The organism is Marinagarivorans cellulosilyticus, from assembly GCF_021655555.1.
GTDB lineage: Bacteria > Pseudomonadota > Gammaproteobacteria > Pseudomonadales > Cellvibrionaceae > Marinagarivorans > Marinagarivorans cellulosilyticus.
The window spans coordinates 5,267,534-5,293,830 of the sequence record NZ_AP023086.1; the positions used below are offsets into that span (position 1 = coordinate 5,267,534).

Annotated in this window: 21 protein-coding genes; 7 read left to right on the plus strand and 14 right to left on the minus strand. The window is 45.3% G+C overall.

Annotated features, from left to right (window positions below; all coding sequences use genetic code 11):
* Window positions 1–38 precede the first annotated feature (38 nt).
* From glmU to MARGE09_RS21410, 10 genes are all read right to left on the minus strand, one after another.
* A complete protein-coding gene (gene glmU / locus MARGE09_RS21365) occupies window positions 39–1,400 on the minus strand; it encodes a bifunctional UDP-N-acetylglucosamine diphosphorylase/glucosamine-1-phosphate N-acetyltransferase GlmU (RefSeq protein ID WP_236985205.1) in 1,362 nt (453 codons plus the stop codon).
* Between the two features lie 99 nt (window positions 1,401–1,499).
* Entirely contained in the window at window positions 1,500–1,925 is a 426-nt protein-coding gene (locus tag MARGE09_RS21370) for a F0F1 ATP synthase subunit epsilon (RefSeq protein ID WP_236985206.1), read from the minus strand.
* A gap of 52 nt (window positions 1,926–1,977) precedes the next feature.
* A complete protein-coding gene (gene atpD, locus MARGE09_RS21375) occupies window positions 1,978–3,378 on the minus strand; it encodes a F0F1 ATP synthase subunit beta (protein WP_236985207.1) in 1,401 nt (466 codons plus the stop codon).
* A 54-nt stretch (window positions 3,379–3,432) separates the two neighbouring features.
* A complete protein-coding gene (gene atpG, locus MARGE09_RS21380; protein WP_236987427.1) occupies window positions 3,433–4,293 on the minus strand; it encodes a F0F1 ATP synthase subunit gamma in 861 nt (286 codons plus the stop codon).
* A gap of 50 nt (window positions 4,294–4,343) precedes the next feature.
* Entirely contained in the window at window positions 4,344–5,888 is a 1,545-nt protein-coding gene (gene atpA, locus MARGE09_RS21385) for a F0F1 ATP synthase subunit alpha (RefSeq protein ID WP_236985208.1), read from the minus strand.
* A gap of 43 nt (window positions 5,889–5,931) precedes the next feature.
* Window positions 5,932–6,468: a F0F1 ATP synthase subunit delta gene (locus tag MARGE09_RS21390; protein WP_236985209.1), complete on the minus strand. Its 537-nt coding sequence runs from the start codon at window positions 6,466–6,468 to the stop codon at window positions 5,932–5,934.
* Between the two features lie 12 nt (window positions 6,469–6,480).
* Complete coding sequence (locus MARGE09_RS21395; protein ID WP_236985210.1) at window positions 6,481–6,951, minus strand: F0F1 ATP synthase subunit B; 471 nt, start codon at window positions 6,949–6,951, stop codon at window positions 6,481–6,483.
* A 50-nt stretch (window positions 6,952–7,001) separates the two neighbouring features.
* Window positions 7,002–7,247: a F0F1 ATP synthase subunit C gene (atpE, locus tag MARGE09_RS21400; RefSeq protein ID WP_236985211.1), complete on the minus strand. Its 246-nt coding sequence runs from the start codon at window positions 7,245–7,247 to the stop codon at window positions 7,002–7,004.
* Between the two features lie 95 nt (window positions 7,248–7,342).
* The gene (gene atpB / locus MARGE09_RS21405) at window positions 7,343–8,257 is read right to left on the minus strand and encodes a F0F1 ATP synthase subunit A (protein ID WP_236985212.1); all 915 of its coding nucleotides are present in this window, start codon (window positions 8,255–8,257) and stop codon (window positions 7,343–7,345) included.
* A 59-nt stretch (window positions 8,258–8,316) separates the two neighbouring features.
* Window positions 8,317–8,727 (minus strand): ATP synthase subunit I, encoded by a 411-nt coding sequence (locus tag MARGE09_RS21410; RefSeq protein WP_236985213.1) that lies wholly within the window; start codon window positions 8,725–8,727, stop codon window positions 8,317–8,319.
* A gap of 624 nt (window positions 8,728–9,351) precedes the next feature.
* Here MARGE09_RS21410 and MARGE09_RS21415 point away from each other — a divergent pair.
* Window positions 9,352–10,542 (plus strand): hypothetical protein, encoded by a 1,191-nt coding sequence (locus MARGE09_RS21415; protein WP_236985214.1) that lies wholly within the window; start codon window positions 9,352–9,354, stop codon window positions 10,540–10,542.
* A 64-nt stretch (window positions 10,543–10,606) separates the two neighbouring features.
* Window positions 10,607–11,434 (plus strand): TonB-dependent receptor, encoded by an 828-nt coding sequence (locus MARGE09_RS21420; RefSeq protein WP_236985215.1) that lies wholly within the window; start codon window positions 10,607–10,609, stop codon window positions 11,432–11,434.
* Here MARGE09_RS21420 and MARGE09_RS21425 read toward each other — a convergent pair.
* Window positions 11,431–13,392: a DNA topoisomerase III gene (locus MARGE09_RS21425; protein ID WP_236985216.1), complete on the minus strand. Its 1,962-nt coding sequence runs from the start codon at window positions 13,390–13,392 to the stop codon at window positions 11,431–11,433. The genes MARGE09_RS21420 and MARGE09_RS21425 overlap by 4 nt on opposite strands.
* Before the next feature lie 78 nt (window positions 13,393–13,470).
* On the opposite strand from MARGE09_RS21425, the gene glnE reads away from it, so the two are divergent.
* Window positions 13,471–16,443: a bifunctional [glutamate--ammonia ligase]-adenylyl-L-tyrosine phosphorylase/[glutamate--ammonia-ligase] adenylyltransferase gene (gene glnE / locus MARGE09_RS21430; protein WP_236985217.1), complete on the plus strand. Its 2,973-nt coding sequence runs from the start codon at window positions 13,471–13,473 to the stop codon at window positions 16,441–16,443.
* 150 nt (window positions 16,444–16,593) lie between these two features.
* Here the strand turns inward: glnE and MARGE09_RS21435 are convergent, their stop codons facing one another.
* The 3 genes from MARGE09_RS21435 to MARGE09_RS21445 form a co-directional block, all read right to left on the minus strand.
* Window positions 16,594–17,046 carry a hypothetical protein gene (locus MARGE09_RS21435; RefSeq protein ID WP_236985218.1) on the minus strand — a complete coding sequence of 151 codons (453 nt, stop codon included), beginning with the start codon at window positions 17,044–17,046 and terminating at the stop codon, window positions 16,594–16,596.
* Complete coding sequence (locus MARGE09_RS21440) at window positions 17,043–18,014, minus strand: lysozyme family protein (protein ID WP_236985219.1); 972 nt, start codon at window positions 18,012–18,014, stop codon at window positions 17,043–17,045. Before MARGE09_RS21440 ends, MARGE09_RS21435 begins: the two co-directional genes overlap by 4 nt.
* 284 nt (window positions 18,015–18,298) lie before the next feature.
* Entirely contained in the window at window positions 18,299–21,469 is a 3,171-nt protein-coding gene (locus tag MARGE09_RS21445; protein WP_236985220.1) for a DEAD/DEAH box helicase, read from the minus strand.
* A 446-nt stretch (window positions 21,470–21,915) separates the two neighbouring features.
* Here MARGE09_RS21445 and MARGE09_RS21450 point away from each other — a divergent pair, with 446 nt between their 5' ends.
* The 4 genes from MARGE09_RS21450 to MARGE09_RS21465 all read left to right on the plus strand — a co-directional run bounded on the left by MARGE09_RS21450 (window position 21,916) and on the right by MARGE09_RS21465 (window position 26,271).
* Window positions 21,916–22,842 carry a branched-chain amino acid transaminase gene (locus MARGE09_RS21450; protein ID WP_236985221.1) on the plus strand — a complete coding sequence of 309 codons (927 nt, stop codon included), beginning with the start codon at window positions 21,916–21,918 and terminating at the stop codon, window positions 22,840–22,842.
* 243 nt (window positions 22,843–23,085) lie between these two features.
* Entirely contained in the window at window positions 23,086–25,119 is a 2,034-nt protein-coding gene (locus MARGE09_RS21455) for a protein kinase domain-containing protein (RefSeq protein ID WP_236985222.1), read from the plus strand.
* 11 nt (window positions 25,120–25,130) lie between these two features.
* Complete coding sequence (locus MARGE09_RS21460) at window positions 25,131–25,820, plus strand: hypothetical protein (protein ID WP_236985223.1); 690 nt, start codon at window positions 25,131–25,133, stop codon at window positions 25,818–25,820.
* Between the two features lie 103 nt (window positions 25,821–25,923).
* A complete protein-coding gene (locus MARGE09_RS21465; RefSeq protein ID WP_236985224.1) occupies window positions 25,924–26,271 on the plus strand; it encodes a DUF4870 family protein in 348 nt (115 codons plus the stop codon).
* The last annotated feature ends 26 nt before the right edge of the window (window positions 26,272–26,297 follow it).

The window sequence follows — 26,297 nt, forward strand, 5'->3', positions numbered from 1 at the left end:
CTTAGAGCTTGGCCGCATAGCATGTAATCTCAGACCCCTTATTTAGGCTTCTTAACCGGTCGCTGCCAGCCATTAATCGATTTTTGCTTAGAGCGAGCAAGTACGAGTTCGTCTTGGCCCACGTTTTTAGTAATGGTCGACCCAGCAGCAATGGTTGCGCCATCTTCGATATTGATAGGCGCGACAAGTGCCGTGTTAGAACCCACAAATACGCGATTGCCTATTTTCGTTTTATGCTTGTTAGCGCCATCGTAATTACACGTAATAGTTCCGGCACCAACATTTACATCATCACCTAGCTCCGCATCACCCACATAACTCAAGTGATTCACTTTACTGCCTTTACCGATGATGGCGTTTTTGGTCTCAACAAAGTTGCCTATTTTGGCTTTATCCGCAAGCTGGCTACCCGGGCGTAGACGAGCGAAAGGCCCGATATCGCAATGAGACTGCAATACCGAATCTTCAATAATGCAGTTTGCTTTTACCGTGGTGTTGTCGCCGATAGAGCTATTAATAATGACCGCATTCGGCCCAATAGTCACACCATCACCCAATGTAACATCACCCTCAAAAATACAGTTGATGTCGATAACACAATCATTACCGCAAGTTAATGAGCCACGGCAATCAAAGCGGGCAGGGTCGAGTAGAGTAACGCCATTGTCCATTAGTGTGTTGGCAAGTTCAGCCTGATAAATACGCTCTAGCTGTGCTTGCTGTTGGCGGTTGTTAACACCCATCACTTCCCAGCTATGCGCTGGTTGTACGGTATTGATTACAACACCTTGTTTAGCCGCCATGGCAATAATATCCGTGAGGTATAACTCACCTTGCGCATTGTCGCTATTAAGCTGTGGTAGCCACTGCTTCAAGTGCCGTGCGCTAACTGCCATGACGCCCGTATTCACTTCGTTAATAAGGCGTTGGGTGCCATCAGCATCCTTGTGTTCAACTATGGCGGTGACCGCACCGCTTTCACGCACAATGCGACCATAGCCTGTCGGGTCCTGTAAATCGACCGTAAGTAAGCCCATGCTATCGCTGCTGACTAAGGCGTTTAAGGATTCGAGAGTCGCCTCTTGTATAAGCGGCACATCGCCATACAAAATGGATACGATGCTGTCGTCTTGTAGGTGGTCTAGTACTTGTGCAACAGCGTGCCCAGTGCCCAATTGTTGGGCTTGCACAACGCTGTGGATATCTTTCTGATTAAAGTGTTGATTAACTGTTTCTGCACCGTGGCCAACGACCAAATGTATCGTTTCAGGCTTTAATTTACGGGCTTTTTCAACAACGTGCTGTAAAAACGGTTTTCCGGCCAAGCTGTGCATAACTTTGGGGACAGCTGATTTCATACGGGAGCCTTTACCGGCTGCCAAGATCACCACTTCTAACATTGTGAATCCTTCTTTTTGAAGAGTCTGTGTCTAAATAACGTTCATAAAAAAGGGCAGCCTTAGCTACCCCTTCAATTACATATCTTATGACCTGAGTCGTTATTTTCCGGTTTTTTTGCGTATAGCCTGCAATGTGCGCAACTGCGCTGCTGCTTCTGCTAGTTGAATCGCGGCGCGAGAATAGTCGATCTCGCTGCTTTGGTTGCTCAACGCTTGCTCAGCATGCTTTTTAGCTTCTAGCGCTTTTGCTTCGTCCATATCACCTGCACGCAGTGCAGTATCAGCTAATACGGTAACAGCATGCGGCTGTACTTCAAGGAAGCCACTATTAATATAGTAAATTTCCTCTTCGCCGCCTTGTTTCTTAACACGGATAGGACCAGGTTTAAGCGACGTGAGTAAGGGGGCGTGGCCATAGCACACACCCACTTCGCCTTCAGAGCCGCTCGCAACGAGCAATTCCACAAGGCCGCTAAAGAGTGAATCTTCAGCACTTACAATGTCGCAATGAAATGTCATTGCCATTTTCTATTCCCCTAACGTGGGTTAAACCCTATCAACCTAGGTAAGCGAGTGCTTACTTAAGCTTTTTGGCCTTTTCAACGGCTTCGTCGATGGTACCTACCATGTAGAAAGCCTGCTCAGGAAGGTCATCGTAGTCACCCGCTAATAAGCCTTTAAAGCCTGCGATGGTGTCTTTCAATGAAACATACTTACCAGGTGCACCGGTAAATACTTCAGCTACGTGGAAAGGCTGAGATAAAAAGCGCTCGATCTTACGTGCACGAGTTACAGTCAATTTGTCTTCTTCAGACAATTCGTCCATACCCAAAATCGCAATAATATCTTTTAGCTCTTTATAACGCTGAAGAACAGTCTGTACGCCACGCGCGATGTCGTAGTGATCTTGGCCGATGATTAATGGGTCAAGCTGACGCGAGGTGGAATCCAGTGGGTCAATCGCTGGGTAGATACCTTTAGCAGCAATATCACGGCTAAGTACAACGGTTGAGTCCAGGTGAGCAAAGGTGGTTGCTGGCGATGGGTCGGTTAAGTCATCCGCAGGTACGTATACCGCTTGGATAGACGTAATAGAACCCGTCTTAGTCGAAGTAATACGCTCCTGAAGAACACCCATTTCCTCTGCCAATGTAGGTTGGTAACCCACAGCAGATGGCATACGACCCAACAATGCAGAAACCTCGGTTCCCGCAAGGGTGTAACGGTAGATGTTATCAACGAACAATAGAACGTCTTTACCTTCGTCACGGAATTTTTCAGCCATGGTCAAGCCAGTCAAAGCAACGCGCAAGCGGTTACCCGGTGGCTCGTTCATTTGGCCATAAACCATCGCAACTTTAGATTTGCTGAATTCTTCAACGTTTACAACGCCAGCTTCCTGCATCTCGTGATAGAAGTCGTTACCCTCACGAGTACGCTCACCAACACCGGCGAATACAGACAAACCTGAGTGTGCTGTTGCGATGTTGTTGATTAATTCCATCATGTTTACGGTTTTACCAACACCGGCACCACCGAATAAACCCACTTTACCGCCCTTAGCAAAAGGACAAACCAAGTCGATCACTTTAATACCGGTTTCTAGCAAGTCGTTACTTGCAGACAGCTCGTCATACGCTGGAGCTTTACGGTGAATAGAAGCACGCTCTTTTTCACCGATAGGGCCACACTCATCAATGGGGTTACCCAAAACATCCATGATGCGACCGAGTGTTTCAATACCAACAGGTACACTAACAGGGGCTTCGGTATTATCGACTGACAAACCACGGCTTAGACCTTCTGAAGAGCCCATCGCAATGGCACGGACAACACCGTCACCTAATTGCTGCTGAACTTCTAAAGTCAAACCTTTTGCGGCGACAGTTAATGCGTCGTAAACCTTAGGTACGGCGTTACGTGGAAATTCCACGTCAATCACCGCGCCGATAATCTGCACGATCTTTCCGCTACTCATTTGAGGTTCCTCTAAAATTAAATTTTTAAACCTTAAAACACGCGCCTTTGCGAATTAAACCGCTGCTGCGCCGCTTACAATCTCAGAAAGTTCTTGTGTAATCGCTGCCTGACGGGCTTTGTTATACACAAGCTTGAGGTCATCAATTAAATCACCTGCGTTATCGGTTGCGGCTTTCATCGCAATCATTCGCGCAGCCTGCTCACAAGCGCAGTTTTCAACAACCGCTTGATAAACCTGACTTTCGATATATCGCACGAGCAGACCATTCAACAAATCACGAGCTTCTGGCTCGTAAACGTAGTCCCACGCGTGTTTTAGTTTATTGTCATCCTCAGCTTGCAGCGGTAATAGCTGCTCGACTAAAGGTGACTGAGTCATTGTGTTAACGAATTCATTACCCACTAAATACAGCTTATCGATTTTGCCTTCACTAAAGGCATCGAGCATCACTTTAATGCTACCGATTAAATCTTCTAAGCTTGGGTCTTCGCCAATATCACGCACAGAGGCAGAAACATTACCGCCAACGCTCTTAAAGAACGCCGCAGCTTTGGCACCAATTAAACAGAAGTCTGACTGAATACCTTGCTCAGCCCAATTTCTGCTATCGGCTACCGCCTTTTTAAAGACGTTAATGTTCAAACCACCACACAAGCCGCGATCACTGGACACTACGATGTAACCTACGCGCTTAATTTCACGCTCTTGCAGGTACATGTGTTTGTACTCAGGGTTCGCGTTGGCAATGTGACCAACCACACTGCGCATACGTTGTGCGTAAGGCTTGCCTTTTGCCATGCGGTCTTGTGCTTTACGCATTTTACTCGCCGCGACCATTTGCATAGCGTTGGTGATTTTTTGCGTATTGGTAATACTCCCAATCTGGGTACGTATCTCTTTTCCGCTAGCCATATTAATTCTCGCAAATTGAGAGGAGGGCAAACGCCTTCCTCTCTAGACCATTACCAAGTCTGCGTTGCTTTAAAGGTTTCTACGCCTTTTTTGATGCCTTGCTCAATCTCGTCGTTGTAACCACCAGAGCTGTTGATGGTATTCATCAGCTCAGAGCACTCAGAGTTAAAGTAAGCTAGCAATGCAGATTCGAAGTCACCAATCTTTTCGACGCTAATATCTTTTAAGAAGCCTTCGTTAGCGGCATAAAGAACAACAGCCATTTCACCGATAGATAATGGTGAGTACTGTTTTTGTTTCATCAGTTCGGTAACACGTTGACCGTGCTCTAACTGAGATTTGGTCGCTTCATCAAGATCAGAAGCAAACTGCGAGAATGCAGCAAGTTCGCGGTACTGAGCCAATGCGGTACGGATACCACCAGAAAGCTTTTTAACTACTTTAGTTTGCGCTGCACCACCAACACGAGAAACCGAAATACCGGCGTTCATCGCTGGGCGAATACCCGCGTTAAACAAGTTAGTTTCAAGGAAGATCTGACCATCAGTAATCGAAATTACGTTAGTCGGTACGAAAGCAGAAACGTCACCGGCTTGAGTTTCGATAATTGGCAATGCCGTTAACGAACCCGTTTTACCTTTAACTTCACCTTTAGTGAAAGCTTCAACGTAATCAGCATTTACGCGTGAGGCGCGCTCAAGTAGACGAGAGTGCAAATAGAAAACGTCACCAGGGTAAGCTTCACGACCTGGTGGGCGCTTCAACAACAATGATATTTGACGGTAAGCCCAAGCTTGTTTAGTCAAATCATCATAAATGATCAATGCATCTTCACCGCGATCACGGAAGTATTCACCCATGGTACAACCGGCAAAAGGTGCTAAGAACTGCATCGCGGCTGGGTCAGAAGCTGTCGCAGCAACAACAATGGTGTGACCCATAGCGCCGTGCTCTTCTAACTTACGTACAACGGCCGCAACCGAAGACGCTTTTTGACCAATAGCCACATAGATACACTTAATGCCTGTACCTTTTTGGTTGATGATGGCATCAACCGCTACGGCAGTTTTACCTGTTTGGCGGTCACCAATAATCAATTCGCGCTGGCCACGACCTACAGGAACCATCGCATCAATGGCTTTTAAGCCAAGCTGCACAGGTTGATCAACCGATTGACGAGCAATTACGCCCGGTGCAATTTTTTCGATGGCGTCTGTTTTACCGCTGTTGATTGGGCCTTTGCCATCAATGGGCGTACCCAATGCATCAACAACGCGACCTAAAAGCTCTTCACCTACAGGTACTTCCAAGATACGGCCAGTACACTTACAGGTTTGGCCTTCGGCAACACCTTTATAGTCACCCAGTACAACAGCACCAACGCTGTCTTGCTCTAGGTTTAAGGCAATACCAAAAACACCGCCTTCAAATTCGATCATTTCGCCGTACATAGCGTCGGCAAGACCGTGAATGCGGATAATACCATCCGTTACGGAGACAATAGTGCCTTCGTTCTGGGCGGTAGTTGCAACGTCTAAACTATCGATACGTTGCTTAATAATTTCACTGATTTCAGAAGGATTCAGCTGCTGCATGCTCTAATTCCTCAGTCCTAGTACATCGGTACAGGAGTTCAGGTTATGAGTTCATGGCTTCAGCCAATTTAGCCAAACGGCCTTTGACTGAACCATCGATTACGGTATCACCCGCGCGAATTACGGCGCCGCCTATTAGGCTCTTGTCGATACTGCTTTCAAGAGTCACGACACGATCGAGCTTCTTCGTTAAAGCAATAACCAATTGAGATTGTGTTTCAGCTGATATTTCAAAAGCTGTGGTCACTTCTACATTGATCGCTTTTTCGAGCTGCGATTTGAGGTCGATAAATAGGGTTTGGATAAATGGCAATAAAGCCAAGCGCTTATTTTCGGCGAGGACACTAACAAAGTTTTTGAACTTGTCGCTAAGCTCGCTACCGCAGACATCGGCAAATGCAGCGCTTTTTTGCGCTGCAGTTAAACCGGGGGCTGCCAGCAGTTGCTTAACCTTAGGCTCGCTTGCTACGGCTGCTGCGACTACTAGTGCTTGGGCCCACTCATTGAGTTGGCTGTCTGCACGAGCAGATTCGAAAGCGGCGCGAGCGTAAGGACGTGCGAGCGTGGTTAATTCTGCCATAACAGTCTCCGCTTATAGCTCTGCGGCTAGTTTGTCGAGCATGGCGCTATGTGCACTAGCATCAACACTGCTACCAAGAATTTTCTCGGCGCCAGCGATGGCCAATACAGAGACTTTGCCACGAAGCTCTTCGCGCGCTTGACTCACTTCACGATCAACTTCTGCACCTGCAGCCGTTTTAATTCGCTCAGCTTCCACTTGCGCTTGGGCTTTAGCTTCTTCAACGATTTGGCTTGCACGCTTATTCGCCTGCTCAACAATCGCTGAGGCTTGCTCTTTCGCTTCGCGAAGTTGCTTGCCAGCTTGCTCTTTTGCTAACTCTAAGTCTTTATCGGCTCTTTCGGCATCTTCTAAGCCTTTAGCAATACGTTGCTCACGTGTTTCCATAACCCCGATAAGCGCAGGCCATACAAACTTCATACAAAAAAGCACGAAAGCAATAAAGGTAATAGATTGACCGATTAGCGTTAGGTTGATATTCACACCAACACCTCTTGCGTTAATTTGTTGATAAAAGTCAGTTCAACCAACAATTAAGCAGCGATGCCAGGCGCGACAACGAAGATCAAGTACATGCCGATACCTACGCCGATCATTGGAACCGCATCCAAAAGACCTGCCATAAGGAACATTTTGCCTTGTAACTGAGGCGCTTGCTCTGGCTGACGCGCAGCGCCTTCCAAAAGCTTACCACCCAAAGAACCGAAACCGATCGCGGTACCCAAGGCGCCCAAACCGATCAAAAGTGCTGCTGCTATGTAAACCAACGATGCTGCCATTGTTTTATCTCCAAGTAAGTTAAAAATGAAAAGTTAAAAATGAAAAAACGAACAAAAAAAGAACTTGAAGGCTGCTGTTGCAGCCTTCAGCAAACTTAGTGGTCTTCGCCAGTATCATGCGCCATTGCCATGTATACCGTCGTTAATACCATAAAGACGAACGCTTGTAAGGTAATAACCAAGATGTGGAATACAGCCCAACCCCACTGCAGAACACCGGCAAATAGCCCGAGTATTGCGCCCGCACCAAACATAATGGCGATCAGAATAAAGATCATTTCACCGGCATACATGTTTCCGAATAACCGCAAGCCTAACGAGATAGGTTTAGCGATAAGCGAAACAGTTTCCAGAATGAAGTTCACTGGGATCAAGAATATATCGATGTAAATTTTGCCGCTGTGGAAGGGGTGTAAGGTCAATTCTTTGATGAAACCTACAATACCTTTCTCTTTTATAGAGAACAAAATCATGAAGATAAACACGGTTAACGCCATGCCTAATGTGGCGTTTGGATCGGTAGTTGGAACCACCTTGAAGAATAAATGGTCATCGCCTGAGATCTTAGCAGCAGCCATCGGCAACCAATCTACAGGGATCAAATCCATCAAGTTCATCATAAAAACCCATGCAAAGATGGTTAAACCCATCGGTGCAATTAGCTTATTTTTATGATGGAAGGTGTCTTTGACCGTGTTGTTAACAAACTCAACCACAAGCTCAACAAAGCTTTGCAGCCCTGTCGGTTTGCCTGTACTTGCATTTTTAGCAACACGCCAAAAAATCAGGCTGAATAAGGCGCCCAAAACGAGCCCCCAACCTAATGTGTCTAAATGGAAACACCAAAAACCCATATCGGCAGCCTCTTGTGAGCTATGCGCGATCACCCATGAATCTTCTGTAACAGAAGAACCATCGGCACGCACATAACCAGCAGGAAGTTTGCCGTATGCTAAGTTTTGTAAGTGGTGTTGAATATAATCCGTAGAGGTAAGAGCTTCACTCGCCATAGTTAATTCAAAGTTTCAAAGTTAAAAAACTGGTTTTGCGCTAGTTTTACGCTCGCGATCTATCGACCAGCGGAGCCACTAACAGCAGCACAACCTTTGCTAACGAACATCGCAACCACTAGGTGGGCGGGAATCATCAAACAAAAGCCTGCAAATAAAGCGGATACTATTAAAGGTTTTACAAAGACAAAAACCAATGCAAAACCCATTGCCATTAAAGATAACTTGCTTGCTTGCCCCCAATAAAAAGACCGGGCCATTAAAGCCACCTGCTGACTCCCTTTATAGCGAAAAGCATATAAAGTGAAGTACAAGGTCGGCAAAGCAAAAATTAAGCATCCCCAAAAAGCTGATTTCGCCACTTGAGCCCCCCAGTACCCCGCAACCGCGGTTAATACCAAGCAAGAAACAGATAAGCCAGCAAACACTACTAATAAAGGACGCTGCACTTGCTCACCTATTTTCAACAAACACCCTACCTTAAAGACCAACCAAACAGTAAGAATCTACATTATGACGGTGGTTAAAATTTGGGCGACTCAAAAAGCGCGGGAATTATAGAGTTTATGCGGTCGCTATTCAACAGCTGACTTCACGCAAAGCCAAACTTTCAACCACTAGCCAAAAACCGTACACCCTATGGCCCTGACCAAACTACGTTTACCAAGAAGCTATTTTTGATCACCTTACGCCCATTTATGGCAAATATTAGGCGCCACAACTGCATTGATGTTGCTTTCAACTTGTGGTGAAATCCGCTTTCGGCGCCAACAGTGGCGTGACGCATTCACCATTTTAATGCTGGATAGGCGTGTTTTTGTCCTAATTTGCGACAGATTTCTGGTTTAAGCTGTGGTTATACGTGCCGATCTCACGCACAATAGCCACAGCTGATCCTGCACGCGATTGCACCTCTACATAAATCATTGGTGTAGAAAGCATCTTATAGGTTGTAGGTGCAATAGCTCGAAACGAACATTTTTTGCACAATGTGATTTGGTTTTACGCACGGTAGCCCAAAATCAGGCATCATCCACTTTGTGCCGCAACAATAATTCAATGTGTTCCAGAAAGGTGAACACGGAGGAAGAGGAATGATCAAGAAATACCGTAACGCGCTCTTAGCTGCTGCAGTGGCCTCTGTTGCTGTTGGCTGTGGTGGTGGGGACGATAATGGAGGTGAAAACCCCCTAGAAAACCCTAATTTAGTTGGAAACCTCACCGAAGGTACTGGTGATCCCAATACTCACAGAGCCATAGCCCAGCTTTTAGGCGGTGCTTTTTACCAGCTTATCGGAACAACATCTACAGTCTTCGAATCTCTAGCAACGGTTACCGATTCCGAGGGTACTATTGGCAAGGTTTTAGCCCCTATTGCAGCTGGCAACACAACAACAGCTAAAGCAAGCGGCGTGTCTGCTGAGACTGGAGCAGATTGTTCACTCGGAGGCCGCGCTGAATTTAAAGTTGAACTTGATTTTGATGGTGCATTTGCAGATCTAAGCTCACTTGATGTACTTGCCGAGCAGCCCATTGATGCAGGCATTGAATTATCCTATACAGAATGTAACGAGCCTAAGCACGTTTCGTACACTAGTGACGGTGACACTGCTACAACTGATGCCCCAGTCTTAGAAACTGATGATGAAGGCAATATCATCAACAATATATTAGATGGTGTTTTCGCTGTTAATTTGCGCTCGACTACCGGTAGTGCAGCTAACGAGAAGGACTATGCGTTAACCAGCTCTATCGAAATGAAAGATTATTTCATACAACGTTATAGCGAAGGTTCAACTGCAACCCGACCTAACGTGCTCAATGGAGCAATTGATTTATCATTGGTGACTACAGATGGCACCGACTACCTACTGTCAATGTCTAGCAACACAGCTAACAACAACAAAGAAACCGGTGGATTCGTAAGATCTTCGATATTGGCAGAGGGCCAAGTAGAGCTGGATGAGGACTTCGATTTTCAAACTTATGACCTTAAGGTGGACGTTACCCTTCGCAACTATAAAGAGCTTGCAGATGGTAACTACCAAGTTTACACCAACCAAAATTTAGTCCGCACCGCGTCTGATGCTGGCACTGAATCTTTGATGGGAATATTGCCACAACCTAGTGCTGGCGAATTAGCTATTAGCATGAACGATGGTAGTCAAGGCATTGCGACTGTTACGCCAACTGGACTTCATATTGTGACAACAGAAGCAGATGGTTCGACTAGCGAAGTCACTTGCTCTTGGGATGACGTTAATAACGATAAATGCGGTGAGTAATCATTAGCTTTTTATTTTAAAAATTTAAGCTCGCTTTAGCGGGCTTTTTTCGTTTAAGGCATATATGAAAAAAATTTGGTTACCACTTTTTACCGCTTTTCTATCGACAGTTTATAGCTCAGCCTATGCTGAAAAATCTGACCATAGTATTGCCATAGCGTTAGGCCAGCTCGACTTCTCATGGAAAGAATTTGATATAAATGATGATTTTTTTGACCCCACTTATGTCGAGGTTGTTGATGAAAGCGGTGATTTAAACACAATCCACCTAACTTATACCTATGAAAAGGAAGATCATCACTTCTCGACCCAACTGTCACGCTCTAGTGGATCAGTAAATTATTACGGTAGGATTATTAGAGATACGGCAGAAGATCTTTGGGATTATTCCACTACTGATTATGATATGACGACACTAGAAGCCAGCTACGGTAAGTATTTTGATGTGGACTATATCAAACCATTTGCCGCTATTTTAGGTGGTTATACTGAGCGAGAAAGAACAATAAATGGTAATCCTAACTTTATAACTCCATATCCGACCGGAAATGAAGATATGAGTTTTTACTATTGGGGCCTACTACTCGATGTTGAGCTTTTTTCTTGGAATAATTTATCGCTGAATGTCGGCGCCGAATACAACCGAGGCGTAAAAACCAAACAGACAGTTTCCTCTGAAGGGGAAGAAGACTACACGTTAAAACTAAAGCCTTTAATATCTAGAAAACTGCTTACTTCATTACACTATAGCTTTTTAAATGACTGGAAAGCATCTTTGCTCTTGGAACTAACAAAGTCAACGATGAAAAAGAGCAGAGAGGAAAAACCTTACCAGCCTGACTCCGAAGAGGACCATAGTTACCTAGGACTGCGCCTACAAAAAACGTTCTAAGCTCTGGCCGACGAGCGCGCTTTTTGGCTTTGTCTGCTTTTTGAAGGTACTGTTTTTTTCCTTTTAAAAGTACGGCGCTTATTCGCTGTCGTACTTTTTAACCCTGAAAACTTTGCGGCCTCTACAGCTTGCATCATTGCGGGAAGTTGGTCGCCCAATTCAGCCATAAAACCGGTGTAACTTGCCTGTTTCTGAGCTATATCATTAAGCTTAGACTCCCATTCAGCCGTCATATCCGGGGTTGTGGCCTTGCTGGGCAAGCTCGCAATTAACGCCCTGCCTGCCTCTGTGGATAACAGAGTTTTCCCTTGTCGTAAAATAAACCCCCGCAGCACTAATAAATCTAAAATTCCGGCTCGTGTCGCTTCTGTACCTAGGCCATCAGTCTCTTTTAGAATTTTCCGTATATTGATATCTTTAACATAACGGGCAATACCAGTCATTGCTGTTATTAGGCTAGCATCGGTAAAAGCTTTAGGCGGCGATGTCTTTTTTTCTACAACTTCGCCACACTCACACAGTAGCCCATCACCAACCTTAAGAGCTGGCAAATACTCGGCAGTATGCCGATCTTCTTTGGGCTCTTTTTTATTCACAGGGAACAACTCTTTCCAGCCGTTATCCACAACGCATTTAGCTTTTGCCACAAACTCTCCTGTTTTTATTTTGACCTTTACCTGTGTTTCATCATATTTATGAATAGGGTAAAACTGTGCAATATATTGCCTGGCAACTAACTCGTACACATTAGCCTCTTGTTCTGTTAACTGAACACGCTGTAGTTTTCGCTGGGTTGGAATAATGGCGTGGTGAGCTGTTACGTTTTTATCATTCCAAGCTTTACTCTTTAGTGATAAATCTGCGCCCGTACAAGCACTTTGTAACGCACTCGCATTTTGCTTTACCGCCTGTAAAACATCGGCAGCTTCTTTATAGTGGTCCTTCGGCAAGTAACGGCAATCCGAGCGAGGATAGGTAATTAGCTTGTGTTTTTCATACAGGGTTTGGCATACATCTAACACAGCTTTTGCGGTTAAACCAAATCGTTTCGAGGCATCCACTTGCAGGCTAGAAAGGCTATAGGGTAGGGGGACGCCCTGCGATTTACGCTGCTTTTTTACATCCGTAACTGCGCCGTTCTGCCCTGTAATTCTTGCAGCGACATTCTCGGCCAACGGTTTAGATAACAACCGGCCTTCTTCGTCACAATATTGTTCACAAGCTTTGCTCGGTAGCCATTTCGCATAAAAGCTTTCCTGTTTAGCTGTTTGTAATTTTGCAAAAACCTCGTAAAAGTCTTTGCTTACAAAATTAGCTATTTCCGCATCTCGCGCCACCACCAAGCCCAAAATTGGCGTTTGCACTCGCCCAACCGATAACACCCCCTGAAAGCCTTGCTGCTGGCCCTTCAAGCTGCACAAACGCGTCATGTTAATACCATACAGCCAATCAGCGCGCGAGCGCGCCAAAGCAGAAGAAGATAGCGCCGAGAACTCTCGGTTATCCTTAAGTTGGGTTAAAGCTTTAGCAATAGCCGATGTATTTAAATCGTTGATTAAACAGCGCTGAACCGGCTTGCCGTTTTTGGTCGCACCCGCGTAATTAAGTACCTCATCAACCAATAGCTGGCCCTCACGATCTGGGTCGCCAACATGCACTATCGAAGATGCTTTTTTTATTAGTTTTATTAATATCGTTAACTGCTTGCGAGTTTTAGGTTTCGGCTGGTACTGCCAGCAGCTAGGGAGTATAGGCAGGTGCTCTAGACGCCACTTTTTAAATTCTGGGTTGTAATGTTCTGGCTGGGCCAACTCCAACAAATGACCAATACACCAACTCACCACATCACCATTAGCCAAGGTAATGTAACCATCTTCTTTTGCAGAAGTTGATTTAGACGGCAATGCCGTAGCTAATGCGCGTGCTAGACTGGGTTTTTCGGCGATGTATAACTTCATACTGGAAACCTAAAGCAATTGACTGGTTAAGTGTACAGTACAATTAAATGGTTTGCGCAAGAATAAAAGAGCATATTAATGGCAGATTCACAAACTTCTTTGGTTCAACTTCAATCTTTGCTGGCTATTGCGCCAGAAGCTCCCGATAGCGACCATACTAATGAGGCTATCCAACAATGGTTAGAACAGTTATCCGCCACCAGTCTGTCGGCACTATTCGATAGCCAGCCCAATCAATGGCGCAACCAGTGGCACCAAACGCTAGCATGTAGCCTGTTTGTACGAAGCCAATTATTGCAACCTGAACAAGATAGCCCCACCTTGCTTTCGATATTACCCAACTTGAATACGCAATGGGCAATTACCGACTATCAGCAATCATTGCAACAACACCTTGCACCTTTGCTGGACGATAAAAGTGTAGATTCAGGGCTGCGGCAATGGCGTAACTTGATGATGGTGAGATGTATATGGCGCGATCTAAACCGCTTGGCACCCACATTAGATATCACGAAAGAACTCACCCTAATGGCCGACGTTGCGGTTAATTTTGCTCTTAATTATCACTATAACGCGATGGTTAAAAGCAAAGGGACTCCCGTTAACGCTCAAGGCCAAGCCCAACCTATGCTAGTTATTGGTATGGGTAAGCTTGGGGCTTACGAGCTTAATTTAAGTTCAGATATCGACCTTATCTTTGCCTACCCAGAATCCGGCCAAACAACGCCAAGCCCTACAAATGGAAACGTCATTAGCAACCAAGAGTTTTTTACCCAACTCGGGCAAAAACTCATTAAAACGCTTGATGCGCAAACGGCAGATGGTTTTGTATTTCGGGTAGATATGCGTCTGCGCCCGTATGGTCAAAGCGGGGCGCTTGTCAGTAACTTTGATGCCCTCGAGAATTACTACCTTACCCAAGGCCGCGACTGGGAACGCTACGCAATGGTTAAGGCGCGCGTAATGGCGTGCTCCGCCGGTGATGCACAAAATAGCGTCCCTTTAGCAGCAGCAACCAACGAACTCCTCACCCTACTGCGAAACTTTACTTACCGTAAGTACGTCGACTTTTCCGCCATTGAAGCGCTGCGAGACTTAAAAACCCGCATTCGCCAAGAGGTAAAGCGCCGACGACTTAAAGGCAATGTAAAGCTAGGTGAGGGCGGTATACGTGAAGTTGAGTTTATTGTGCAAGCACTACAACTGATTCGCGGTGGCCGCGATAGCCAATTGCAAACGCCTTCGCTGGTAAATGCCCTGAACGCGCTAGTAACACTAGAGGCCATTCCAGCTGATGTTGCCAGGGCGCTATTAAATAGTTACCTTTTTTTGCGCAACGCCGAACATGCGATTCAAGCTTGGCAAGACAAGCAAACGCAAGACCTTCCTCAAAGCTCAAACAGCCAGTGGGCATTAGCGCAAGCGATGGGTGCAAAAGATTGGCCAGAATTTGAATTGCAGCTTAGCCAACACATGCACTTTGTTAGCGAGCAATTTGGCGAGGTCATTGCCGACAAAGACAACAACAAAAACACACAAGCAGGCCAGCAATGGCGCTCTATTTGGAACGAAACACAAGCACCATTTATTACCGAGCTACTCGAGCAGCTAGATTTTGACTGTGCCGATGACGGCGCTCAAACTTTGCTCGCCTTACACCAGGCCCCACAGGTACTCGCCACCGATAAAACCGGCGCCGATCGACTCAATCGCTTTGTTCCACTACTGCTGCAAAAACTTAGCAGCCGGGCCGGCGCAGGCCAAACATTACAACGCCTGCAGCCTTTTATCATCGCTATTGCGCGGCGCAGCGCTTACCTTTTGCTACTTATAGAAAACCCTGCAGCACTAGAACAACTGGTAATACTTAGCGAAGCCAGCCCCTGGATCCCCGAGCGCCTAGCCGAATACCCAGCACTGCTAGATGAACTACTCAGCCCAACCAACCTATACCAAATACCCAATAAAGAAGAATTAAGCGCCGAACTAACCCAAACTATTTTGCGCATTCCAGAAGACGACTTAGAACAGCAAATGGAAGCCTTGCGCTACTTTAGGCACGCCCACGGATTAAAGGTCGCTGCCTGCGAAGTCACCGGTAAACTACCGTTAATGAAGGTTAGTGATTACCTAACAGAGCTAGCAGAAGTTGTATTGAGCTATGCCCTCGATTTGGCCTGGCAAGATATGTGTCGCAAGCATGGTTTACCTGGCGACCATGAAGGCGGCAACCAGCCCAATTTTGTTGTTATAGGCTACGGCAAGCTCGGTGGCATAGAGCTAGGCCACGGCAGCGACTTAGATTTGGTTTTTATTCACAATGCCAATGCTCAAAAAGAAACCCAAGCCAGCGAAGGCCAGCGCGCACTAGACAACCACACCTTCTATACCCGCATGGGGCAAAAACTCATTTTATTACTCGATACCAAAATGCCATCGGGCACATTATACGAAGTGGATATGCGCCTTAGGCCATCGGGTAACTCCGGCATGCTTGTTAGCACCCTTAGCGCATTTAGCAAATACCAAAGCGATGCCGCCTGGACTTGGGAGCACCAAGCCCTAGTAAGAACCCGCGTAGTCGCCGGTAATGCGCAACTGGCGCAAGAATTTGCCGCTGTACGTAAAACAACACTCTGCAGTGAGCGCGATTTAGCAAAACTAAAAAAAGACGTGACCGAAATGCGGCAAAAAATGCGCAGCCAACTGGGTAGCAAAACCAAGGAGGAACAAGCCGGTCAATTCCATATAAAACAAGACGCCGGTGGCATAGTCGATATTGAATTCATCGTGCAATACCTCGTCCTAGCTCACGCCCACAACAACCCAACGTTGGTTGAATGGTCGGATAATATTCGCATTTTGGAAGCCATTGGCCAAAGTGACTTGTTAAGTGAGACGCAAATTACAACACTAATTGAAGCTTACAAAGCACTACGCTCAGAAACCCATAAACTGGCTTTGCAGCAGCGTGGCAATAAAATAGATGGTGCTGGGTTTGAGGGGTTGAGGGGGGATGTGCAGGGTGTTTGGCGGGAGTTGCTGGAGTAGGGTGACTTTAAAGCGTAACACTGACTAGATCTCGGCCCATACGGTAAATTTTGTTCAAAAACACCGTAAATACCTCCATGTAGGTTCCACTCGGCTCCTGCCTCATAGGTTTTGACAAAACTTACCGTATGGGCCTGACGTAGGATGTTTTTATTGGTGGCCTCCGAATGAAAGAGGTTTGGCTTCACACTGTGATGACGTTAATGATTGCTCAACGATACTAATACTGCAGGTCGCTATAAATGCCGAGCCTCGAGAAAGAGAGCCATCGATTGTATAAGTGAATGTACTATTACTAAGCGCGTATTCACTAAATTCAATAAAAGCAAAATCCGTTTTGGCATCAAATGCGTTCGGGTAACCTAAAATGTTAACCTTGCAAAGGCTCATTTCCGATCGTATTTCGGCATTGCTAGAACGCAAAGTGACCTTAGGGCAAGCCTCTGAAACCTCCATATCCTGATGCAGCACTTGTAGGTGAATATTCTTGTCGCTAAAAGCGTATTCGTGCCCAGATATTAAATTGGCTGGCACCTCCCCTTCAGAAAACATCGAGCACCCAGCAATAAGAATCAATGAGGTTAGCGTTAAACATCTAATCATTCGGGAGTACCTGTTGGCTGATTGTGAGAGATTTTGGCTCCGTCATTAACTGATTGAATGACGACCTTCCCTTTTTTTAGCTTCTCTTTGCTAACCTGGTCCAGGTACTCTTTGCGCAGATCAAAACGATTAGTTGGCCATAATTCCCAATTCTTTTTTTCAATAATTATTTTTTTTAATTCATCAAAGTCATTATTACTAACAGATTTCTGTATTTTTTTTCGGCTATTACCGGTGTAGTCTCCCCTAAAGCGTAGATCAACAAGTATGTCCAGTATTGCAGGGTCGAGTTCATCCCAATTGGTTTTTCCGTAAGCTTTTATAACACTGCTTTTATTTCCAATTCTTTTCACATCAGCAGTAATATCTTTATAAACGTGCTCAAAGAGCGCTAGTTGTGCTTGGGCACTGATTTCGAAATCAAGCAAATCTTGATCAATGATAAATTGACGCGCCGCGACGCCCTGCAAACCAGCTGCTTGACTAATTTTTGTAGCAAAGTTGCTGGGAATAGATACTAGAGAGAGGTGTTTCTTTATTTCGGCACTTGAACGCTGCTTAAGATCATAGCCTCGTCCTATGGTCAATCCGGATGTGTTGCTAGGGACGTGTAACACTCGGCTATGGTACCTACCGCCCTCACTTCCTTCGGCTTTCCAGGTTAACAGTCCATTCGACGGAGGGACTATCGCAACGTGAGTTCGCGTTGATTTCATGAATGCAACTAAACTTTTAAAGCTCCCCGAATTACTACTTGTTACTTGGCCGTCCGGCACTAAACTCTTTTGGTGGTCTTTCTGAAAGTTTCTGATCTCTTCAATAAGTGATTCATCACACTTATCTGAGACTGCTGTTATAGTAAGCTTTTTCTTGCGTCGATAAACGTTGATCAAAGCTCGAATAAGCTTAACGTCAGTTCCAATATTTTTCCCTTTCTCCCCAACCGAATTTGTTATGGCAAGTTTCATTATAATTCCCTTATATGATGTGAATTTTTATCAATGCTAGCACGACCTTAAAGATTCAGGCAAACAGTGGCTGTGTAGATCAATATATGACACGTTTTTAAACCCCACTGATCTCAGAAAAAACGTCAGGCCTGTGCGATAAGGTTATTCAAAACCTATGAGGCCTGGATGGCCGATTGGAGCCATCAAGGATGATTTACGGCGTTTTTGAAAAACTTTACCGCATATAGCCGAGATATCTCCTTACGCTAATAATCCACATAACTCTGCCAATATTCATCCATCTACCCCAACAGCGCCAATAACTCATCGCTTGATTTAGGCAATTTTGATTTTTGTGTACCATCAAATAAAGCATCGGCTAGGGCTTTTTTATCGGCTTGTAGGGCTTGGATTTTTTCTTCTACAGTGCCTTGTGCTACCAACTTATACACAAATACAGTTTTATCTTGGCCTATGCGGTAGGCGCGGTCGGTGGCTTGGTCTTCTACCGCGGGGTTCCACCATGGGTCTACGTGGATTACGGTATCGGCCGCGGTTAAGTTTAGGCCCGAGCCGCCGGCTTTTAAGCTAATAAGAAAAATGGGCGCTTCACCCGCTTGAAACAGCTTAACCAACTCGCCACGGTTTTTGCTGGCACCGGTTAGTTTGATAAAAGGAATTTTAGCTTTATTCAGGTCGTCCGCTATTACCGACAACATCGACACAAACTGCGAAAAAACTAAAACGCGCCGGCCTTCGTGCACCATTTCTGGCAGGGTTTCTTGTAACCAGCTGCGTTTAGCGGAGTTTTTTACTTTTTTGGCCTGGGCTAATTTTACCAGCGACGGGTCGATACAGGCTTGGCGCAATTTCAGCAGCGCATCTAAAAATTCAATATGGCTACGCTTAGCACCTTTTTCTTGGAACAGTTGGCGCACGTGTTTTTCCATGCTGTTACGAATACCTTCGTAAAGCTTGCGCTGATCCTTCTCTAGATGCACATGCTGGACTATTACATTTTTAGGCGGTAGTTCTTTGGCCACATCCCCTTTGTGGCGGCGTAACATAAAGGGTGCTACTTGCTGTGCAAGGCGCTGATTCACGCTTTCATTTTGCTCGCTTTCGATGGGTTTACGGTAGTGCTTGTTAAAATGTTCTTGCTTACCCAACAAGTTCGGTAGTGCAAAATCCATAATTGACCACAGCTCGCCCAAGTGATTTTCTAACGGGGTGCCAGTTAAAGCCAAACGCATATTGCCTTGCAACTGGCGGGCTGCACGTGTTGTTTTGGCATTCGCATTTTTAATGGCTTGCGCTTCGTCTAGAACGATTACATCAAAACAATGTTGTTTGAGTATGTCGATATCGCGTTGTAGTACGCCATAGCTTGTCACAACTAAGTCATAAAAAGGGATATCTGGGATATCTTCTTTGCGCTCTGGGCCATGCAGTATAAGTACACTTAAGCCTGGCGAAAAACGCTCGGCTTCGCTTTGCCAGTTCCATAAAAGACTCGTGGGCGCCACGATTAAACAACCATTATTCAGCTTACGGCCACTTTTTAGTTTTTGTAATAAAGCTAAGGTTTGCAGGGTTTTCCCCAACCCCATGTCATCCGCCAATATTCCCCCAAGTTGGTGCTGCTGCAAAAAATTTAGCCAATTTAAGCCATCTTGCTGATAATCACGCAACTGCGCATTGAGCTTTTTCGGTACCGCAACGGGCTTAATGCCTTTAAAGTTTTGTAATTGTTTTTTAAGTTTTTTAAAGTTTGGCGCACGCCTTTCGTCTAGTTCGCTAAACTCTTGCAGCATTGGTACGCGATAGGGCGGCAAGCTAATCGCTTCGCCAAATTTTTCACCCGAATAAAGCTCTTCAAGAGTTTGTGTAAGATGGCGAAATCGCTGCATTTCAATAATATGCCATTGGCCGGCACTCTGAATCATCAGCTGCTTTGGGAAGCCCTCAGCAAACCAACGTTGTAATAACTCTTGACTGTTAATATCAAGCCCGTCAACTTGCAAACTTAGGGCCATACTAAACCAGCCGTTATCTTGATCGCCTACCTCTGTATGTAAGCTGGCATCAAGCTCGGTGGGCGCTCGATAACTTGGATCTGTAGTACACAACCAACCACGCTTCTCGCATAAATCAGCCAACTTAGGCAACACAGCTTGCCAGCGTGTAATACGCTGGACTTCATCAAAGCTAAAAATCATCCAAATTTTCTTATGGCTTTTTTCTACTTCTAAGCTGTCGAATTCTGCTTTAAAACCCAATATTTCTAGTGCTCTGATTGCATCCAATTCCGTTTTTCCATCACAAGTAATGCGGTAATGTTGGCCATTCATTTCATGCCTTTGGTCTTTATCCAGTAAGTCTAGGCGGTGCCAACCAGCATCAAAAGAAAAGTCACCGTAATGCACTTTCAACTGTAACGCAGGGAATTGATCGCGGGCGCATAGAATCAATTCAAACCTTGCTTCAGTTAAGTGAATTTCCAGTAACTCCGGTATATCGGGCTGTACTGTTGTCGGTAGGCTACTAAAAAAGGCGCTATGCGTCGCAGTCATTTTATTCAGCGGTAGTTCTGGCATGGCCTGCAACAATGATAATCGTTGCCCATTGACTAAAGACTCTAAAGGCCCAAGGGTATTATTATCGCGATACCAAGGCCTCTGAGCGAGGTATATTTTCGCATCCGGTAAGCCTTGCACCCTTAGCTCGCAATCCAAGGTGGCGTGCTTTTTTATCCAATGGATATCTAACGGCACAGAACTACCCAGCAATAACGGGGCGGCATTCAGCTTACTTCTAGAAGAATTACTATCGTACAAGCGGCCACTTTCTAGTGCTAGCTGCAGCATTAGGCAGCTAATGTCATCATTAATTAATTGCTCAGTACTCTGTACATACTGGCTCTCCCATAACTGCGCTATTTTTTGATCAAACACATCCCCATCATCATGATATTCATTACACGGTACCAAGTTCAGCTCATCCTCCTTTCGGTAGGATAAATCCACAACAGGGTTTAAATAGAGCTGCCGATCTTTTTCCTCTAGCAAGTAATAAAGTGTATTTTTATCTGCCGCTGTATTTAAGGCTTTAGTAGGTTGCTTCTCTAGAACCAATTGGCACTGCTGCAACCAACTGTCCTGTGGTGATGTGGCGGGCCTTTTAGCCGAAATAGGAAGCAGGCGAGCGGGTTGGGCAGCCTTCATCGCAAATATAACCGCAGCTGCATGTTTACAACTGAAGCCGTAAGGGCAGTTACATTGATACTCTATATACTGGTTGGATGCGGTGATGCTGACGCGATATTTGTTTCCACGACTACCTATAACCACACAGCTAACGCCGTTTTGGCTGTATTTTAAGCTGCCAACAGCACCTTCATTAAATAAGCTTTTACCACGCTGCCAAATAGCTGCACTAAAGTGATCACGCTGAACTTTATCCTGAAGGGACATACAAAATAACTCTAAAAAAGTGCGCATACTAGGGGGCCACTATAACCCTGACAAGGCATGCTTTAGCCGCTGCTACGGTGTTATTGGCAACAATACCTTCGCGTTCTAATCAAAGCTACCAAAGCGCCCTAACTCCCTACCGTCGCAGCACGATTTATGGTTCAATACACGTACTTTGCCTCAGCTGCTGCAGTGCTTGCCTTTTGAACGACCTTCAAAGCCAAACTGCCTAAATTCGCAGCTTGCTTAGCCCCACAAGCGACTAAGATAATCAAAGCGAATAAGGCAATCAAAGCCCACAAGTCTTTTTGCCATAACTAGCCTCACCTTCGCTAGATGCAAAACTTTATTGAACTATAATGCGAGCGAAGCTCGGCCCCGGCCGTTAGCCCGCGCCTTGAGCACGCTCATTTACATTCGACGCTTTAACTTAGAGAGAAACAACTATGAATTTTGCCGATCGTGATGGCGTAATTTGGTTTGATGGCGAAATGGTACCTTGGCGCGATGCTCGCGTTCACGTACTCACCCACACATTGCACTACGGCATGGGCGTTTTTGAAGGTGTGCGTGCTTACCACGCTGGCGATAAAGGCAGCTGCATATTCAAGCTGCAAGAGCATACCGACCGCTTGTTCCGCTCTGCCCATATTATGCGTATGGAAATGCCCTACAGCAAAGAAGAGCTAAACGAAGCGCAACGCGCCGTAGTAAGGGAAAACAACCTCGACGAGGCTTACCTTCGCCCGATGGCTTTTTTAGGCTCTGAAGGCATGGGCCTACGTGCCGATGCGCTGAAAACACACGTGATCGTCGCCGCTTGGAACTGGCCCTCTTATATGTCGCCAGAAGCCAAAGAAAATGGCATTAAGATCCGCACCTCTAGCTACACGCGTCACCACGTGAATATCACCATGTGTAAAGCCAAAGCGAACGGCAACTACATTAACTCTATGCTAGCGCTGCGCGAAGCCTTGGATAGCGGTTGTGAAGAGGCTTTGCTGTTGGATAACGAAGGTTACGTTGCTGAAGGCAGCGGTGAAAACTTTTTCATGGTGCGCGATGGTATTATTTACACCCCAGAGCTAACCAGCTGCCTAGACGGCATTACGCGTAAAACCATCTTCCAATTAGCTGAAGACTGCGGCTACGAAATTCGTGAAAAGCGCATTACCCGTGATGAAGTATACGTTGCCGACGAAGCCTTCTTTACCGGAACTGCCGCTGAAGTATTGCCTATCCGTGAATATGACGGTCGCATTATTGGCGAAGGAAAACGTGGCCCCGTCACAACCATCCTTCAAGACTTATATTTCAAAGCGGTTAAAGGCGAGCTTCCAGCGCATACCGATTGGCTTGCCCCGGTTAAGTAATTACACCCCGTGTACTACATGTGCTAAAAGGCGCTTTAAAAGCGCCTTTTTTCGTATTGGCAGCTGCTTTAGCTTTCTAATATCCCACCGGTAAGATAAAACTCTCGACCCAGCCCCTAAAGGGACGTATTCCTGCAGCCAGCCTGAACAATATCGTATTGCAGCGCGCGATGGCGATTGATAGCATCAACTGTTTAGCTTCTTGAAAACAACCGCCACAAAAAGTCGTTAATGGATAACACTATGAATAATAATGACGATGCGAATAACAAGCACGACGCGACTGTTGTGCAGCATAAAGCGCAAAGCAAAGCATCCGCACCGGAAGAAACGGTTGTTCAAGCTAAACCACCCGCTGAAGAAAAAACAGATCGCCGGCAAACCTTATCCACAGGTAATCGCGATGAAGCCTTAACGCGCTTTTATGCCGACCTAAAAAGCGGCGAGAATACCGAGGGTTTTAGCCAAGCCAAACAAATTGCCAATGCCGCACTCGCAGAGAACAAAATACTGTTAAACAAGCGCTTTGTTTTAGAGAGTGTTATTGGGGTAGGTGGTATGGGCACCGTCTACCTCGCTAAAGATTTACGCAAAATAGAAGCTAACGACTTAAAACCCAATGTGGCGGTGAAAGTTTTAAACGATAACTTCAAAAACCATCCAGATGCATTTGTTACCTTGCAGCGCGAAGCCAGCCGCTCGCATACGCTTTCGCACCCAAATATTGTTACTGTTCACGATTTTGACCGCGATGGTGATGTTATTTTCATGACGATGGAATTCCTCGAAGGCCAGCCGTTAGACGCGCTTATTCGGGAGTACCCATCAGGTTTACCGGTAGAGCGCGCAACCACCATTATTCAAGGGTTTTGCGATGCACTTATACACGCCCACAGCAAAGGCATTATTCACAGTGATTTAAAGCCAGGTAATATCTTTGTTACCGACTCCTCGGCCAAAGTATTGGACTTTGGTATTGCTCGCTCGGTAAGCCAAACAGCCGTAGCGGGGGATTTTGATGCTGGCTCATTGGGTGCGCTTACACCAGCTTATGCCACCCTAGAAATGTTTGAGGGCAAAGAGCCTCACCCCAGTGATGACGTTTATGCGACAGCCATCATCGCTTACCAAATACTTACCGGAAAACATCCTTACAATAACCATTCGGCTCAAGAAGCGATTAAAAAGGGGATTAAGCTTGTAAAACCAGAGGCCATTAATAAATACCAATGGCAAGCGCTTGAATCGGCATTAGCACTTAAACGCAGTGAGCGTACCCCGTCGATAGAGCAATTCCTAGCCACCTTTAACCATGTAAAAAAAGTCCCTTATTTTAAGCTATTAAGCGGGGGGCTATTAGTTGCTGTTGCTGCGTTAGGTTACGCTATTTTTAGCGCGCCAGATGAAGTAGCTCTAGCCATTGATAACACCTACCAAAAAGCCGAAGAATGTGCCCAAGCTGGCGATTTAGACTGCGCAATAGAAAGCAGCCAAGCCGTCTTAGAGCTAGCACCTAAGCACACTAAAGCCACCCAACTACTTGCGACATCACAAGATAAAAAAATTACCCAGCTAGAAGAAGAAACCGAAGAGGCCATTGCCTACTGTGCATCGAATATGGATTTGGTATGTTTACAGGATGCCCTTGGGCGGCTAAAAAGCCTAGCGCCCAAAAGCGAGTTAATGCCACGATTACAGCAAAAAATCGATGCTGTTAAGATCGATATTGAGCTTAGCCAACGCCTACCCGATGCATACAACTGCTTGGAAGTAGACAACATCAATCCAGAAGATATTCAGTGCGCCCAAACAATACTGGATTCGCTACTGAGCCTAGCACCAGAAGATTCAGCCGTTTTAGCACTACAAACAAAGGTAGCCGAACTAGCCACACAACTCAATAACGCCAGCCTAGCGCGAGATAAAACAATTAACCAAGAACTAGAATCCGCCAAAAAATGCTTAAACGAAAAACGCTATGATTGCGCCATTACCCATAGCCAAGCCGTATTGCAGCTTGATAACCAAAACACACAGGCACTGTCGATTCAACAAAAGGCAAATTACGATAAAAAGCAGGCGAGCGATAATCAGCGAAAAGCCGATAAGCTCATACAAAAAGCTACAACTTGTTTTAACAAGAAAAACTATACCTGTGCTATTGCTAATTCCGAGTCTGCATTGGAGTTTGTACCTAATTACACACCCGCTAAAAAAATGATTAAAAAATCGAAACAACAGATAGAATCACTTAAAAATAACTTCAAAATTAACTAAAAGGATATTTTATGTTTAACCGTAAAATTAAAATTATTATCGCAGCAGGGCTTTCTTTTACATTGCTTAGCGGCTTTGGTTTAAAAGATATTACAAAAGAGTTGGGCCCAGATACCGATAAGTGCGAGAAGTCCTCGAATAAAAGTAAATGTAAAAATGAGGAGTACTTAAAATCGGCGGCTAAAATTGCTGCCGTTACTGTTGCTGCCAAACTCATTTACGAAATGGTTATTGACTATAAGACCGAGCAGGTCACCAATGATAAAACGGTCACTAGAGAATATAAAAAGCAGCATGGCGATTTACCCGAAAAAACAGAAGTATTGGCATATGACGCCAAACTTAACCCCAACAGCATTGTAGAAGTTGGCAAGCCAATTAATATCGATACCTCGGTCAAAGTAGTGGTAGGTAAAAAATCTAAGAAGGTATTAATAGAGGAAAAGCTAGAAATTTTTGATAACGAAAAGACAGATCAAGTGATTAACTCTTTAACTAAAAAAGTTAGCAATGGCAAGGGCGGCGCCTACGAAAACACTTTTAGCTTCACCTTACCCGAAGGTATGCCCCAGGGCGTCTACCCAATAAAGACCTCAGTGATTTTAGATGGTAAAGCATTTGAGCACGCCAATAGTGATATGCAAGTTGTAATGGAAGTATTACACGACGGTAGCTATCAAATTGCCTACAACGCTAAATAACCGCTTTTGTATGGTTAACGGGGTTTACCTCGTTATCTACAGCAGGTGGCTTAGGTTACTGAGCCCGAGTACCCTCTTCATATAACACTTAGAGCGTAAAAAAATGGACATTGACCAAGAACACGAAAAAAAACTGAGGAAAGCCAAAGATACGAGCCAGCTCGTTTACATACTTCAAGCTGTATCCTTTGTTATTGGTTTTACTTTTATTGCCGCAGTTGTTATCAACTACATTAAGCGCGATGAGCTAGAAAACACCTGGCTTGAATCCCATAACCGCTGGCAAATGCGTACCTTCTGGTTTTCGCTGTTATGGTCGGTTATTGGGTTTATCACCCTGATCGTGTTTATTGGCTGGTTTATTTTGGTCGCTAACGCTATTTGGGTTATTTACCGAATCGTAAGAGGCTGGATAAATCTAAGTGAAGATAAAGAGATGTACCAGAAGTAGACAGACCTAAGCCAGAAATAAAAAAA